Origin of the sequence: Actinoallomurus sp. NPDC052274, assembly GCF_040679475.1 — a bacterium.
GTDB classification, from domain to species: Bacteria; Actinomycetota; Actinomycetes; order Streptosporangiales; family Streptosporangiaceae; genus Actinoallomurus; species Actinoallomurus liliacearum.
In genome coordinates this window covers 60843-75384 of record NZ_JBFAUT010000021.1, presented here as the reverse complement: position 1 = coordinate 75384, position 14542 = coordinate 60843, and the positions used below count along the sequence as shown (strand labels likewise).

Below are 14542 nucleotides of genomic sequence, written 5' to 3'. Positions count from 1 at the left end.
TTTCGTCCCGAATAGTGGTGAATCATCCCGGAAAATGGCTGGCCAGCGCCGTATTCGGCACCGTACGACACCTCCCCAGCACGCAGCGTCTCGGGTTAGGCTGACCTTGGTCAATTCAGTCAGGATCCGAGTCGGGGGGACGCGGTGCTGAGGGCGCGCGCAGGCTGGATCGCAGCGGTGCTGCTGATCGCGCTGGCGTTCCTCGGCGGCCCCGACCTCCTGACCGAACACTCCCCGGCCCGCGCCGTCGCCGCGTCGGCGGCCGAGCGCGACAACCGGGTCGGCGAGGAGTCCGGCAGCCCCGCCTCGGTCATCGAGCACCTCACGCTCGGCCGGCGCCGGATGCCTGGCCTCCCGCCCGACCAGGGCACCCGCCCGGCCGCGGCGATCGGGCACACCGGCGGGCTCACCGACCGCGCCCTCGGATCGGCGGGTGCGGCCGGCCGCCGGCTCGCGCGACGCGATACCCGATGCTCTCCCGCGTCGCTACAGGTGTTCCGCTGCTGATGGACGCCTAGGGCGACCCAGCGCCCGACATTTCCCTTTTCTCCGCAGACGGCCTCGTTCTCGACGCCGCCTGATCGACGCCTGCCCGCGATGGCCCAGCGCCGTGCCCTCGCGTGCCGCGTGAACGCTCGCCAGTACCCGTCCGTTCTCGTCGGTTCGACTCCGACGACCACAGAAAGGGCTGTGCCATGCAGTCGCTGATCGACAATGCCCGTCTCTTCCCGAAACGCGCGGCCGACCGGCGCACGGACCTCGGTCGGCTGGCCGAGGGCCAGTACCCCGAGGCGCTGTTCATCACCTGCTCCGACTCCCGCGTCGTGCCCACCCTGATCACCGGCGCCGGCCCGGGGCAACTCTTCGAGCTCCGTACGGCCGGGAACATCGTCCCGGTCCACGACGCCGAGCGGGTGACCGCCGAGGCCGCCACCATCGAGTACGCCGTCGAGGTGCTCGGGGTCACCGACGTCATCGTCTGCGGGCACTCGCACTGCGGGGCCGTGGGCGCGCTCCTGAGCACCGACGACCTGACCGCCGTCCCCACCGTCCGGCGCTGGCTCAGCCACACCGAACCGCACGACCCCGTACGGGACGCGATGACCGCCGCGGACGGGCCCGCGATCACCTCCGCCGTCCAGCAGCACGTGCTGACCCAGCTCGACCGGCTCCGCACCCACCCGAGCGTCGCGGCCCGCGTGGCCGACGGACGTCTCGCGCTGCACGCCTGGTGCTACGCCATCGACACCGGCGTCGTCAGCGCCCACCGCCCGGACACCGGCACCTTCCTTCCGCTCTGAACTCCCCCGACCCAGAAACGAGGTGAACATGGCACCGCCCCTCTCCGGACGTGGCACCTTCTCGGTGTTCCGGCAGGACCTGCTCTCGTCGATCGTCGTCTTCCTCGTCGCCCTGCCGCTGTGCATCGGCGTCGCGGTCGCCTCCGGCGTCCCGGCCGAGCTCGGCCTGGCCACCGGCATCGTCGGCGGCCTCGTCGCCGGCGCCCTGCCGGGCAGCAGCCTGCAGGTCAGCGGCCCGGCCGCCGGGCTCACCGTGCTCGTGTACGAGGCCGTGCAGGAGTACGGCCTGCGGTCCCTCGGCCTGATCGTGCTCGCGGCGGGGCTCATCCAGCTCGGGATGGGCGCGCTGCGGCTGGGCCGCTGGTTCCGCGCGATCTCCATCTCGGTCGTGCACGGCATGCTGGCCGGCATCGGGCTGGTCCTGGTCACCGGCCAGGTGCACAGCCTGTTCGACAACAGGTCGCCCGGCGCGGCGATGGCCAACGTCACCGGTCTCCCCGACCTGTTCGCCGACTCGGCGAACGAACCGGCCGCCCTCGCCGCCGGCGGGATCGGCATCGGCACCATCGTCGTCCTGGTCTGCTGGAAGTACGCGCCGAAACGCCTCCGGGTGATCCCGGGCGCGCTGGTCGCGGTCGCGCTGGCGACCCTGGTCACGATCGCCTTCGACCTTCCGGTCAAGCGCATCGAGGTCAAGGGCCTGCTCGACGCGATCCAGCCGCCGGGGACGGGCCAACTCGGCGGGCTGATGTCGATCGGCGCGATCGGCACCGTGGTGGCGTTCGCGCTGATCGCCTCGGCGGAGAGCCTGTTCAGCGCGGCCGCCGTCGACCGGATGCACCACGGCGCCCGCACCCACTACGACCGGGAGCTGATGGCGCAGGGCGCCGGCAACACCGTCTGCGGGCTGCTGGGCGCGCTGCCGATGACCGCCGTCATCGTGCGCAGCGCCACGAACGTGCAGGCCGGTGCCCGGACGAAGGCGTCACGCATCCTGCACGGGGTCTGGCTGCTGGCCTTCACGGTGGTCTTCCCGGCGGCGCTGGGCTACATCCCGGTGACCGCCCTCGCCGCCATCCTCGTGCACGCGGGCTGGAAGCTGCTGTCGCTGCGGGAGGTCGGCCGACTCTGGCGGACCGAGCGTGGCGAGGCGGTCGTCCTGACCGGCACGGCACTGGCGATCGTCGTCACGAACCTGTTCGAGGGCGTTCTCATCGGCCTGCTGCTGGCCGTCGTGAAGACCGCGTGGGACGTCTCGGATATCCACATCCATGTGGACGAGCAGGCGGACCCGCTCGTCATCCGGCTCACCGGGAACGCGACGTTCCTCCGCCTGCCGAAGGTGCTCGACACGCTCGAGACGATCCCGCACGGACGGGCGGTCGAACTCGACCTGTCCGGCCTGCGCCACCTCGACCACGCCTGCCGTACGGCGTTGCAGTCCTGGGCCGCGCAGCACGACGGGCGGGACGAGAGATCCTCGGTGCGCATCGCGGAGCCGGCCGTCGCCGGGTGACCCCGCAGCCGGTCAGGGCCCGCCCGGGCCCTGACCGGCCGGGCTGGGCCCGGTTCCGGCCGGGCTCAGCCCGGTTCAGGCGGGTACAGGCCGGGCTCAGCCCGATTCAGGCCGGTTCAGGCCGGGCTCAGCCCGGTCCTGGTCCGTTCAGTTTCGGCTTGCCGCCTCGAGCGCCCGGCGGATCCCGGCCTCGCGGGGGCCGAGATAGTACGGCCGGGGACGGACCGCGACCTCGTAGGTGGCCTTGAGGACGGCCGGGACCTCGCGCACGTACAGGTGCTCGGTGGTGACGTCGGCGTACCGGCTGCTGTCGTCGCCGACGCCCCACGCCTCGATGCCCGCGGCGCGGCACAGGGTGAGGGCCCGCGGCAGGTGGAAGTTCTGCGTCACGAGGATCGCCTGGTCCACGCCGAAGATCTGCTTGGCGCGGGCGCAGGAGTCCCAGGTGCTGAAGCCCGCGTAGTCCAGCACGATCCGCGTCTGCGGCACGCCCTCGGCGATCAGGACGTCGCGCATGGCGGACGGCTCGTCGTAGTTCTTGCGGCTGTTGTCGCCGGTGACGAGCAGGACCCGGACCTTGCCCGCGCGGTACAGCGCCGCGCCGAGCTTCAGGCGTTCGTCGAGCATCCGGGACGGTTGGCCGGAGGAGTAGATCCCCGCGCCGAAGATCATCCCGACGGTCACCCGGGGGGCGTGCGCGACGTCCGTCCGGTAGTGGCCCGCCTCGGCGTACATCCACGCGCCGGGAAGGAACAGCGCGTACCCGCCGAGCGCGCCGAGCACGGCCAACGGCGCCCTACAGCGCCAGACGCCACTCCAGAACCGCCTCATACCGAAGAAGATGCCCGGATCAACCGGCGGGTTCACGGGAAGATCGCTTTCCTGGACGGGTCCGGCCGGTCCCTTCGCCTCAGCGGAGGCGGGCCGCCCCTCCCCGGCCAAGCGACCCCGGCCGGTTCCTCCGGCTCAGACCAGGCGGGCCTGGCCGGTTCCTTCGACGATCTCGCCCAGGACCCAGGCCGGCAGGCCGCGGTCGGCCGCCGTCCGCAGCGCGGCGTCGGCGTCGGACGGGGCCACGACGGCGGCCATGCCGACCCCCATGTTGAACGTCTTGTCCATCTCCGCGCGCGGCACCCGGCCGTACGTCTCGAGGAGGCCGAAGATCGCCGGCGGCTCCCAGGAGGAGCGCCGCAGGACCGCGTCGCAGCCGGCCGGCAGCGACCGGGCGAGGTTGGCCGCGAGCCCGCCGCCGGTGATGTGCGCGAACGCGTGCACCTCGGCGGCGTCGATCAGGGCCAGGCAGTCCTTGGCGTAGATCCGGGTCGGGGTGAGCAGCTCCTCGCCGAGCGTCCGGCTCAGCTCCGGCGGCGTCGCCTCCAGCGACAGGTCGCTCTCGCGCAGGATGTGCCGGACCAGGGAGTAGCCGTTGGAGTGGATGCCGGACGAGGCCAGGCCCAGCACCACGTCGCCGGGTCGTACCCGGTGCGGCCCGAGGACCTTGGCGGCCTCGACCGCGCCGGTGCCCGCCCCGGCCACGTCGAACTCGTCGGGCCCGAGCAGCCCCGGGTGCTCGGCGGTCTCGCCGCCCACCAGGGCGCAGCCCGCCAGCGTGCAGGCCTCCGCGATGCCGCCGACGATCGCGGCGATCCGCTCGGGGACGACCCGCCCGCAGGCGATGTAGTCGGTCATGAACAGCGGCTCGGCCCCGCACACGACCAGGTCGTCGATGACCATGCCGACCAGGTCGTGCCCGATCGTGTCGTACACCCCGAGACGCCGGGCCAGGTCGACCTTGGTGCCGACGCCGTCGGTGGAGGTGGCCAGCAGCGGCCGCTCGAACCGCTTCAGCGCCGAGACGTCGAACAGGCCGGCGAAGCCGCTGACGTCCTCGACGACCTCCGGCCGGTGGGACGCGGCGACGCGGGACTTCATCAGCTCGACCGCGCGCTCGCCGGCCGCGATGTCGACCCCGGCCGCGGCGTAGGACGTGCCGGCTGCGGAGTCGTCGGTCACCGGCGGGCCTCTTCGAGCAGGTGCTTGCCGCGGGCGTCGTCGGCGACGTCGATCGGGTATACGCCGTCGAAGCAGGCCCGGCAGAGCGTGTTCTTGTCCTGCTGCGTCGCGGCGATCAGCTCGTCGAGGGAGATGTAGCCGAGCGTGTCGGCGCCGAGGGACTGCCGGATCTCCTCGACCGAGAGGTTCCCGGCGATCAGCTCGGCGCGGGTCGCGAAGTCGATGCCGTAGAAGCACGGCCAGGCGACCGGCGGGCTGGAGATGCGCACGTGCACCTCCTTGGCCCCGGCCTCCCGGAGCATCTTCACGATCGCCCGCTGGGTGTTGCCGCGCACGATCGAGTCGTCGACGACGATCAGGCGCTTGCCCGCGATCGCCTCGCGCAGCGGGTTCAGCTTGAGCCGGATGCCGAGTTGGCGGATCGTCTGCGACGGCTGGATGAACGTGCGGCCGACGTAGGAGTTCTTCACGAAGCCCTGGCCGTACGGGATGCCGGACTCCTCGGCGTACCCGATCGCGGCCGGCGTGCCGGACTCCGGCGTCGGGATCACCAGGTCGGCCTCGACCGGGTGCTCGCGGGCCAGCCGGCGGCCGACGTCGACGCGGGTGGCCTGGATGCTGCGGCCGGCGATCGAGGTGTCGGGCCGGGCCACGTAGACGTACTCGAAGAGGCAGCCCTTCGGCTCGGCGACGGCGAACCGCGTGGACCGCACGCCCGCCTCGTCGATGGCGATCAGCTCACCCGGCTCGACCTCGCGGACGAACGTCGCGCCGACGATGTCCAGGGCGGCGGTCTCGCTGGCGACCACCCAGCCGTGCTCGAGGCGGCCGAGCACCAGCGGGCGGATGCCCTGCGGATCGCGCGCGGCGTACAGCGTGCGCTCGTTCATGAAGACCAGGGAGTAGGCGCCGCGGGCGAGCGGCAGCACCTTCAGCGCGGTCTCCTCGACGCTGCCCTCCCCGCCGGCGAGCAGGGCGGTGAGCACCTCGGTGTCGGTCGTGGCGGTCAGCTCGCCCGCCGGCACGCGCGCGGCCAGCTCCGGCGTGTTGATCAGGTTGCCGTTGTGGCCCAGCGCCATGCTGCCGACCTCGGTCGAGCGGAACGTCGGCTGGGCGTTCTCCCAGACGCTGGACCCGGTCGTCGAGTAGCGGCAGTGACCGACCGCGATGTGCCCGCGCAGGGTGTTCAGCACGGACTCCTCGAAGACCTGGGACACCAGGCCCATGTCCTTGAACACGACGATCCGGGAGCCGTCGCTGACCGCGATGCCGGCCGACTCCTGGCCGCGGTGCTGCAGGGCGTACAACCCGAAATAGGCGAGCTTGCTGACCTCTTCCTCGGGTGCCCACACGCCGAAGACCCCGCAGGCGTCCTGGGGGCTTCGATCACGGGGGTCGAGGTCGTGACTCAGACGTCCGTCTCCATGCGGCACACGCCCAGTCTAATGGGGCATTCGCCAAGCTCACGCCCGCGCCGGTCGAGCGCCCCCTCATCTGCCCGTATCCGCCGCGCCCGGCGATCGGCGTGCCGCGCCGCCCGGCCACCCGATGATCGAGCACTATGGGTGCCGAGGTGATGACGCAGTGTATCCGCCGATCCGTGAGACGCCGCCGCAGCGCAGGGGCCTGGGCATCGCCGCGCTGGTCCTCGGGATCGCGGGGCTCCTGACGCTCGCGCTGTGCGGGGTCGGCGTGATCCTGGCCCTCGCCGGCCTGGTCATCGGCATCGTCGCGGTGGTCCGGCGGAACGGCCGCGGCATGGCCGTGGCGGGCGTCGTCCTGTCCACGCTGACACTCCTCATCGCGATCGGCTTCGCCGTGTGGTTCTACGGCCGCATCGAACCGTGCGCGGACCGGGCCCGCTACCCCACGAAGGCGGACCGCGACCGGTGCCTCCAGGAGCGGGTCCCCTTCCTGAAACCCAGCCCGACCCCCTGACGAGGCGCGAATCCGGGCGCCGTTCGCCGTGACGGCCGAGCGCCTGGAACCGCTCGACCAGGGCTGACCTTCTCCTACCGGGGTTCGTACGGGTCGACCGGCAGGTACGGCGACAGGTCGGCCCGTGCGCCGCTCGCCGAGATCCGGTCGGCGGCGTCCGCCCAGGCGAGCCGGCCGGTGGCGAGCAGGACCCAGGTCTTCGGGTCGGTCTCGATGACGTTCGGGGGCGTGCCCCGGGTGTGGCGGGGACCCGCCACGCACTGCACGGCGGCGTACGGCGGCACGCGCACCTCGACCGACTTGCCCGGCGCCTGCCCGGCGAGCCGATCGAGCAGCAGCTTCACGGCCAGGCGCACGGCGGCGCGCTCGGGGTCGGCGCCGGCGGCGTACGCGGTCACGACCGCGTCGATCAGGGCGTCGGCGAGGCGGGCGGCCGGGCCCGTGTAGGGCTCCTCGCCGAGGGCGGCGAGCTGGTCGTCGAGCGCGGCACGCAGCCGCTCCGGTGTGGGTTTGGCCATGGCAGGACGACGCTACCGGGTCCGTACGACGCCCCTTCCCCCACTGGACCCACTAAATTGTCGTAATCCCCCATATGCCACTTAACCCCACATGCCGCAGGAGTACCGTCTTGTGGCGGTTTCGGCTTTCGTAGCCGGCGCCCCCTCCCGGCGCACCCCCCAGATCTAAGGAGAGCCCCCTTTGAGGGTCCGAGCCAGAAGACTCGTGATCGCAACCTCCGCCGTCGCGCTCGCGGCCGCCGCGGTTCCGGCGTACGCCGCCATCACCAAGCCCAGCGCCCAGGTCGCGGTGGCCTCCGCCGCCGTCTCCTCCCAGGCCGTTCCGGGGCAGTACATCGTCACGATGAAGCACACCGGAGCCCGCCTGTCCCGGGTCTCCGGCCTCCGCCACGTGCACGACTTCACCAACGGCTTCGCCGCCAAGCTGTCGCCCGAGCAGCTCAAGAAGGTGCAGAGCGACCCCAACGTCGCCGCCATCGAGCAGGACCAGATCTACCGGACCACCACCACCCAGACGCCCGTGAACTGGGGACCGGACCGGATCGACCAGCGCAAGCTCCCGCTGTCGCACTCGTACAAGTACACGCACACCGGCGCCGACGTCGACGCGTACGTCATCGACACGGGCATCGACACGACCCTGAGCCAGTTCCAGGGCCGCGCGGACACGGTGTACGGCAAGGCCGACTGCAACGGCCACGGCACCCACGTCGCGGGCATCATCGGTTCCAAGACGTACGGCGTCGCCAAGGGCGTCAAGCTGCACGGCGTCCAGGTGCTGAACTGCGACGGCGAAGGCTCCACCTCCGACGTGATCGCCGGCATCAACTGGGTGATCGCCCACCACGCCGCCAAGTCGGTGGCCAACCTGTCCCTCGGCGGCAGCAAGTCGACCGCGCTGAACAACGCGGTCACCAAGCTGTCGAAGTCCGGGGTCTTCGTCGCGGTCGCGGCCGGCAACGACAACGGCGACTCCTGCAAGACGTCCCCCTCGAGCGCGGCGAGCGTCGAGGCCGTCGCGGCCAGCACGTCGAGCGACAAGCGCGCCTCGTTCAGCAACTACGGCAAGTGCGTCGACATCTACGCGCCCGGCTACGGCATCAAGTCGACCGTCCCCGGCGGCACCGCGTTCGATAGCGGCACCTCCATGGCGTCGCCGTTCGTGGCCGGCGTCGCGGCGCTGTACAAGTCGACCTACGGGCAGAAGTCGTTCGGCACGGTCCAGTCGTGGATCCACTCGAACGCCACCAACAACGTCATCAAGAACAACAAGGCGAACACCCACAACCGCCTGCTGTACAAGAGCTCCCTCTGACGTGATCCAGCGAGGAGGCCGCCGTCTGGTCGGGACGGCGGCCTCTTCGCGTTGCCGCACCAGCGATCAAAGGCGTTCGTCGGCGCGTGAGCCCGTAGGCGTGGATCAGCGTCTGGTCGACCACGTCACCTGCGGTGCCGGTCGCGATACCGAACCGCCGACGAACTCATCGAAGGCGAGCGGTCCACCACCATCCGGCGCCGGCTCGACGACGGAACCGCGTACCGGATCGTCAAGGTCCCGCACCGGCCCGCCGACCTCGGACGACGGCTGGAAGCTCTCGGCTGGCGCGTCGAGGTCCACCCGGCCTCGGGGCCGTTCTTCTGGTGGGCGGGAGGCAGACGGGGCGAGGTCGGCTGAGGTCGGAGCCGGCCGAGGTTCCCCTGAGGCGGGGTCAGGCCTCCTGCACCTCGAGGCCGAGCGCCTGGGCGAGCACGACCGCCTGGTAGGGGTCGATCACCGCGCGGGTCAGGACGGTGGTGTGCGGGTCCAGTGACGACAGGTCGCTGCCGCGTAGGTCGCATTCCGACAGGTCCGCCTTGTGCAGCGACGCGCCGGAGAAGTCGACCTCGCGCAACGACGCCTTCTGCAACCGCGCGCCCGTGAGGTCGGCCTCCCGCATCCGTACCCTGCGGAACGAGGACCCGCGCAGGTCGGCGCCCGGCAGACCGGTGAAGGACCAGTCGCCGCCCTCCGCCTTCAGCAGGCCGTAGGTGCAGCCGTCGAACAGGCCGCCCACCAGCTTGCATCCGGTGAAGGTGGTGTCGAAGAACGAGCACCGGACGAACGCGCAGTTCACGAAGGCCGAGTCGGTGTAGGAGGAGGCGTTGAACCGGACGCCCCGGAACAGGCACTCGGTGAACACCGCGCTCCGCCCCGACGTCTCGGTCAGGTCCACGTCGACGAACTCGACCCGGGTGTGCTCCTGCCCGGACAGGTCCCGGCCGTCCCAGTCCTCGGAGCTGACGGTGCTCTCGGTGGGCGGCGCGGGCCGCCCGTGCCTGCGGTCGGCCATCGTGCTCCCTCTCTCGGCTGCCCGTGCGCGCGACGTTACCCGAGCTCACCGACAGGCCGAACGACCGAAGATCCCTGGCGTTCACCGCCCATAGAGAGCGGTGAACGCCAGGGATCACCGAAGCCGGGTCAGGCGACCGGGTCAGGCGACCCGTTCCAGCACCGGTTTCGTCTCGGCGGGGGTCGCCTGCCGGGCACGCAGGGCGTACAGGCTGATCGGGACGCCGATGAAGACGATCGCGGCGCCGACCAGGAGGGCGAGCTGGTAGCCCGCCAGGAACGCGTGGGTCGGGGTGGAGCCGCCGCGCAGGACCGCGGACTGGCGGGAGGTCAGGATCGCACCGATGATCGTGACGCCGAGGAGGCCGGAGACCTCGCGGGTGGCGTTGAGGACGCCGGAGGCGGCGCCGGCCCGGGCGGGCGGAAGCACGCCGATCACCGCGTCGGTGAGCGGCATCATCGTGAAGCCGGAGCCGACCCCGAAGAGCACGAAGGCGGGCATGAGGTCCATGAAGTGGGCGCCCTCGCCCACGAACGACACCAGGACCAGCCCCGCGACGTTGAGGGCGAGCCCCCCGGCCACGGTGCGGTGGGTGCCCAGGCGGCGCGCGACGGGCCCGGCGAACGGCGTGATGACGATCATCGTCAGCGCCATGGGGACGATGGACGCGCCCGCCTCGGTCGGGGAGAAGCCCAGGATGTTCTGCAGGAACATGGCCGTGAACAGGTAGACGCCCATGACGCCGAAGCCCCACAGGACCATCGCGCCGACACCGCCGCTGAACACCCGGTTCCGGAACATCGACAGGTCCACCATCGGGTCGTCGGCGCGGGACTCGATCACGACGAACGCCGCCATGGCGACCGCGGCGAGGGCGAAGGCCCCCAGGATCAGCGCGGACGTCCAGCCCCGGTCCGATCCCTCGATCAGCGCGTACGTGACGGAGAACAGGGCAACCGCGGAGGTCAGCAGGCCCGGGAGGTCCAGGCGGCGGCGTGCGGCCTCGGCGGTCTCGCGCATCGACACCGCGATGATGGCGATCGTCACCACGCCCACCGGAACGTTGATGAGGAAGATCCAGCCCCAGTGCCAGCGGTCGCTGATGAAGCCGCCGGTGAGCGGGCCGAGCGCCAGGGCGAGCGCGCCCACGGCGCTCCACACGCCGACGGCCCTGCTCCGCTCCCGTGGGTCGGGGAACGTCGAGGAGATGATCGCGATGGTCGACGGCGCCGACAGCGCCGCCCCGATGCCCTGCAGGACGCGGGCCGTGATCAGCATCGTCTCGCTGTTCGCGATCCCGGCCAGCAGTGACGCGCCGGTGAAGACCGTCAGCCCGGCCAAGAAGAGCCGGCGGCGGCCGTACACGTCGCCGAGCCTGCCGCCGACGAGCATCAGGCCGGAGAAGACCAGGATGTAACTGCTGACGATCCACTCCAGTCCGGACAGCGTCAGGTGCAGGTCGCGCTGGATCGACGGCAGCGCCACGTTGACGACGTTGTTGTCCAGGTAGGTCATGAAGGTCGCCAGCGCCACCCCGGTCAGGGTCCACCAGCGTCGACGAGATTCCATCGGTCCCCGCTCCTATACAGCGTTCTTGTACGACGTACATGTACGCCGTATAGGGAAACTTGTACGGCGTATAGTTGTCAAGTGGCCACGACAGAGGAACGGGCCCGGCTCAGCCGGGAGACGGTGGTGGACGGCGCGCTCGCGCTCGTCGACGAGGAGGGCCTGGACCGGCTGACGATCCGGCGGCTCGCCCAGCGGCTCGGCGTCACGCCGATGGCGCTGTACTGGCATTTCAAGAACAAGGAGGAGCTGCAGGGCGCGCTCGTCAACCGGTTGTGGTCACTGGTCGACACGGACGTCGATCCGGCCACGCCGTGGCACGCCCGGCTGCACGTGTTGATGACGTCGGTCGTGGCCGTGCTCCGCGCACACCCGAGCGCGGCCCAGCTCATGATGACCGCGGACCTCGATGCGGCCCCGTACTGCTACGACTCGATGGAGGCGGCCCTCGTGCTCCTCGCCGAGGGCGGGTTCACCCCCGACCAGGCGGCCGCCATCAGCCGGTACGGCCTGCGCACGGCGACGATGCTGGCCGTCCGTGATCCGAAGATGCAGCCGCAGATGACCGCCGAGGAGATCGCCGAGGCCCGCCGGCGCAAACGCGTCATGTTCGAGACGCTGTCCTCCGACCGGTACGGACACGTCATCGAGGCCGCCCCGGCGCTCGCCGCCATCGACCAGTCCGACGCCGAGGTCGCCCTCGGCATCGAGTTGTTCGTCGCGGGCGTCCGGGCCCTGGCCCCGAACGGCTGACGACCGGCCCGCGTACGGCCCCGGGCGCGGCGATCACAGGACGCCTCGTCGTCACGGGCGCGGCGGCCATGGGACACCCTGCCGCGCCGGGCGACGCCGCCATGGGGCCCTGGCCGCGCCGGGTGGGGATCACCCGGCGCGGCGGATCGCTCAGCCGAACAGGGCGGGCAGGGCGCCCTGGTGCACCTCGCGCAGCTCGCTCAGCGGGATGGAGAACACGCCCTCGACCTCGAACGCGTCGCCGCCGACCGTGCCCAGGCGGCGGACCGGGACGCCGGCCGCCTCGGCCAGCGCCGTCACCCGCTCCTCGTGCTCCGGGTAGACGGCCACGACGGCACGGGCCACCGACTCGCTGAACAGCTCGGTGAACGGGTCCTCCGGCAGGTTGACCACGCAGCCGAGCCCGCCGCGCAGGCACGACTCGACCAGCGACTGCGACAGGCCGCCGTCGGACAGGTCGTGCGCGGCGTTCAGCACGCCTTCGTGCGCCCCGGCCACGAGCACCGACGCCAGCGCCGCCTCGGCGGCCAGGTCGACGCGCGGCGGCAGGCCGCCGAGGTGCTGGAACACGACGTGCGCCCACTCCGAGCCGCCGAACTCCGGCCGGGTCTCGCCGAGCAGCAGCAGCGTGGTGCCCTCGACGTTGAACGACATCGGCACCCGCCGGTTGACGTCGTCGTGGACACCGAGGACGCCGATCACCGGAGTCGGGTTGATCGGGGTGCTGCCGGTCTGGTTGTAGAAGCTCACGTTGCCGCCGGTCACCGGGACGCCCAGTGCCTGGCAGGCGTCCGCGAGCCCCTCGACGGCGCGCGCGAACTGCCACATGACCTCCGGGTCCTCCGGGGAGCCGAAGTTGAGGCAGTTCGTCACCGCGAGCGGCCGCGCACCCGTCGTGGCGACGTTGCGGTACGCCTCGGACAGCGCGAGCTGCGCGCCGGCGTACGGGTCGAGCCGGGCGTACCGGCCGTTGCCGTCGGTGGCCAGCGCGATGCCCTGCGGCCCGTCGCCGATGCGGATCACACCGGCGTCCTCCGGCGTGGCCAGCACCGTGTTGCCGAGCACGAACCGGTCGTACTGCGAGGTCACGAACGTCTTGTCGGCGAGGTTGGGCGAGCCCACCAGCCACAGGACGGTGTTGCGCAGGTCGTCCGCGGTCGCGGGGCGCGGCAGGCGGCCGGGGCCGTCGGCCTGCAGTTGCCCCAGGTCCGCCGGCGGCTCGTACGGCCGCTCGTACACCGGCCCCTCGTCGGCGGCGGTACCCGGCGGGATGTCGACGATCGTCGCGCCGTGCCAGGTCATGCGCAGCCGTCCGGTGTCGGTGACCTCGCCGATCACCGTGGCCGGGACGTCCCACTTGGCGCAGAGTTCGAGGAAGCGCTCGACCTTGGCCGGCTCGACCACGGCCATCATGCGCTCCTGAGACTCGCTCATCAGGATCTCTTCGGGGCGCAGCGTCGGGTCGCGCAGCGGGACCTTGTTCAGGTCGATGTCCATGCCGCCGGTGCCGGCCGCGGACAGCTCGGTCGTGGCGCACGAGACGCCGGCCGCGCCGAGGTCCTGGATGCCGACGACGAGGTCCTCGGCGAAGATCTCCATGCAGCACTCGGTGAGGAGCTTCTCCATGAAGGGGTCGCCGACCTGCACCGACGGCCGCTTCGCCTGCGCTCTGTTGCCACCCCCTTGGCTTCGCCCCGCCACCCCCGGCTCGTCGAAGGTGGCGCTGGCCAGCACGGAGGCGCCGCCGATGCCGTCCGGCCCGGTGCCCGCGCCGAACAGGATGACCTTGTTGCCCGGCCCCGGCGCGATCGCCCGCTTGATGTCCTCGGGCTTGAGCACGCCGACGCACAGGGCGTTGACCAGCGGGTTCGCGGAATAGCAGGCGTCGAAGACGACCTCGCCGCCGATGTTGGGCAGGCCGAGGCAGTTGCCGTAACCGCCGACGCCGCGTACGACGCCGTCGAGCACCCGGCGCGTGTCCGGCGCGTCCGGCGGGCCGAACCGCAGGGAGTCCATCACGGCGACCGGCCGGGCGCCCATGGACAGGATGTCGCGGACGATGCCGCCGACGCCGGTGGCCGCGCCCTGGTACGGCTCGACGTACGACGGGTGGTTGTGCGACTCGATCTTGAAGGTGACGGCCCAGCCGTTGCCGACGTCGACGACCCCGGCGTTCTCCCCCATGCCGACGAGCAGCGCGTCGTTCTTCGGGGCCTTGTCGGCGAACTGCCGCAGGTGGACGCGGGAGCTTTTGTACGAGCAGTGCTCGCTCCACATGACGGAGTAGATCGCCAGCTCGGCGGAGGTCGGCCGCCGGCCCAGGATCTCCCGCACGCGGGCGTACTCGTCGTCCTTCATGCCGAGCTCGGCGTACGGCAGCGGGAACTCGGGCGTCCCCGCGGCGCGGTCGACGGTGTCCACCTCCACCGGCCGTACCGGCGTCGGCTCGGTGGCCGCCTCGGCGGAGCCCGCCACGGCCGGCGCCACCTGCTCTTCGGACCGCTCGTCACCCTGCTCGTTCACCGGACTGTCCGGCACCTGCTCGCTCATGAGGCCTCCTTCGTCGGAGGAGTGACCAGAAGCGCTGTGCTCAATGCTTCGCTC

14 protein-coding genes are annotated in these 14542 nt (G+C 71.7%); 6 read left to right on the top strand and 8 right to left on the bottom strand.

Going from position 1 to position 14542, the window contains the following annotated elements; translation table 11 throughout:
- Nucleotides 1-144 precede the first annotated feature (144 nt).
- The 3 genes from AB0K82_RS19725 (at nt 145) to AB0K82_RS19715 (ending at nt 2817) form a co-directional block, all read left to right on the top strand.
- Nucleotides 145-507: a hypothetical protein gene (locus AB0K82_RS19725; protein WP_364398715.1), complete on the top strand. Its 363-nt coding sequence runs from the start codon at nt 145-147 to the stop codon at nt 505-507.
- A 188-nt stretch (nt 508-695) separates the two neighbouring features.
- Nucleotides 696-1301: a carbonic anhydrase gene (locus AB0K82_RS19720; protein WP_364398713.1), complete on the top strand. Its 606-nt coding sequence runs from the start codon at nt 696-698 to the stop codon at nt 1299-1301.
- 28 nt (nt 1302-1329) lie between these two features.
- Nucleotides 1330-2817, top strand: a complete 1488-nt coding sequence (locus AB0K82_RS19715; RefSeq protein ID WP_364398712.1) for a SulP family inorganic anion transporter — start codon at nt 1330-1332, stop codon at nt 2815-2817.
- Nucleotides 2818-2964: 147 nt separating this feature from the next.
- Here AB0K82_RS19715 and AB0K82_RS19710 read toward each other — a convergent pair whose 3' ends face one another.
- The 3 genes from AB0K82_RS19710 to purF all read right to left on the bottom strand — a co-directional run bounded on the left by AB0K82_RS19710 (nt 2965) and on the right by purF (nt 6263).
- Entirely contained in the window at nt 2965-3600 is a 636-nt protein-coding gene (locus AB0K82_RS19710) for an ElyC/SanA/YdcF family protein (protein ID WP_364398815.1), read from the bottom strand.
- 183 nt (nt 3601-3783) lie between these two features.
- Complete coding sequence (gene purM, locus AB0K82_RS19705) at nt 3784-4830, bottom strand: phosphoribosylformylglycinamidine cyclo-ligase (RefSeq protein WP_364398710.1); 1047 nt, start codon at nt 4828-4830, stop codon at nt 3784-3786.
- Nucleotides 4827-6263, bottom strand: coding sequence for an amidophosphoribosyltransferase (gene purF, locus AB0K82_RS19700; protein WP_364398708.1), 1437 nt, complete (start codon nt 6261-6263; stop codon nt 4827-4829). Before purF ends, purM begins: the two co-directional genes overlap by 4 nt.
- Nucleotides 6264-6414: 151 nt before the next feature.
- On the opposite strand from purF, the gene AB0K82_RS19695 reads away from it, so the two are divergent.
- Nucleotides 6415-6768 (top strand): DUF4190 domain-containing protein, encoded by a 354-nt coding sequence (locus AB0K82_RS19695; RefSeq protein ID WP_364398706.1) that lies wholly within the window; start codon nt 6415-6417, stop codon nt 6766-6768.
- Nucleotides 6769-6842: 74 nt separating this feature from the next.
- On the opposite strand, the gene AB0K82_RS19690 is transcribed toward AB0K82_RS19695, so the two are convergent.
- The gene (locus AB0K82_RS19690; protein ID WP_364398704.1) at nt 6843-7286 is read right to left on the bottom strand and encodes a sterol carrier family protein; all 444 of its coding nucleotides are present in this window, start codon (nt 7284-7286) and stop codon (nt 6843-6845) included.
- Between the two features lie 205 nt (nt 7287-7491).
- Between AB0K82_RS19690 and AB0K82_RS19685 the strand changes: the two genes are divergently transcribed.
- Nucleotides 7492-8601, top strand: a complete 1110-nt coding sequence (locus AB0K82_RS19685) for a S8 family peptidase (RefSeq protein WP_364398702.1) — start codon at nt 7492-7494, stop codon at nt 8599-8601.
- Nucleotides 8602-8706: 105 nt separating this feature from the next.
- On the opposite strand, the gene AB0K82_RS19680 is transcribed toward AB0K82_RS19685, so the two are convergent.
- From AB0K82_RS19680 to AB0K82_RS19670, 3 genes are all read right to left on the bottom strand, one after another.
- On the bottom strand, nt 8707-8904 hold the full coding sequence (locus AB0K82_RS19680) for a hypothetical protein (RefSeq protein ID WP_364398700.1): 198 nt from the start codon (nt 8902-8904) through the stop codon (nt 8707-8709).
- Nucleotides 8905-8995: 91 nt separating this feature from the next.
- Entirely contained in the window at nt 8996-9616 is a 621-nt protein-coding gene (locus AB0K82_RS19675) for a pentapeptide repeat-containing protein (RefSeq protein ID WP_364398698.1), read from the bottom strand.
- 141 nt (nt 9617-9757) lie between these two features.
- The gene (locus AB0K82_RS19670) at nt 9758-11185 is read right to left on the bottom strand and encodes an MFS transporter (RefSeq protein WP_364398696.1); all 1428 of its coding nucleotides are present in this window, start codon (nt 11183-11185) and stop codon (nt 9758-9760) included.
- A gap of 81 nt (nt 11186-11266) precedes the next feature.
- On the opposite strand from AB0K82_RS19670, the gene AB0K82_RS19665 reads away from it, so the two are divergent.
- Nucleotides 11267-11938 (top strand): TetR family transcriptional regulator, encoded by a 672-nt coding sequence (locus AB0K82_RS19665; RefSeq protein ID WP_364398695.1) that lies wholly within the window; start codon nt 11267-11269, stop codon nt 11936-11938.
- Between the two features lie 150 nt (nt 11939-12088).
- On the opposite strand, the gene purL is transcribed toward AB0K82_RS19665, so the two are convergent.
- A complete protein-coding gene (gene purL, locus AB0K82_RS19660) occupies nt 12089-14488 on the bottom strand; it encodes a phosphoribosylformylglycinamidine synthase subunit PurL (protein ID WP_364398693.1) in 2400 nt (799 codons plus the stop codon).
- Nucleotides 14489-14542 lie beyond the last annotated feature (54 nt).

What these genes read in the sequence shown, in the direction of transcription:
- AB0K82_RS19720 (WP_364398713.1), top strand. Translation starts at nt 696, where the DNA reads ATGCAGTCGCTGATCGACAATGCCCGTCTCTTCCCGAAACGCGCGGCC.
- AB0K82_RS19715 (WP_364398712.1), top strand. Translation starts at nt 1,330, where the DNA reads ATGGCACCGCCCCTCTCCGGACGTGGCACCTTCTCGGTGTTCCGGCAG.
- AB0K82_RS19690 (WP_364398704.1), bottom strand. Translation starts at nt 7,286, where the DNA reads ATGGCCAAACCCACACCGGAGCGGCTGCGTGCCGCGCTCGACGACCAG.
- AB0K82_RS19675 (WP_364398698.1), bottom strand. Translation starts at nt 9,616, where the DNA reads ATGGCCGACCGCAGGCACGGGCGGCCCGCGCCGCCCACCGAGAGCACC.
- AB0K82_RS19670 (WP_364398696.1), bottom strand. Translation starts at nt 11,185, where the DNA reads ATGGAATCTCGTCGACGCTGGTGGACCCTGACCGGGGTGGCGCTGGCG.
- purL (WP_364398693.1), bottom strand. Translation starts at nt 14,488, where the DNA reads ATGAGCGAGCAGGTGCCGGACAGTCCGGTGAACGAGCAGGGTGACGAG.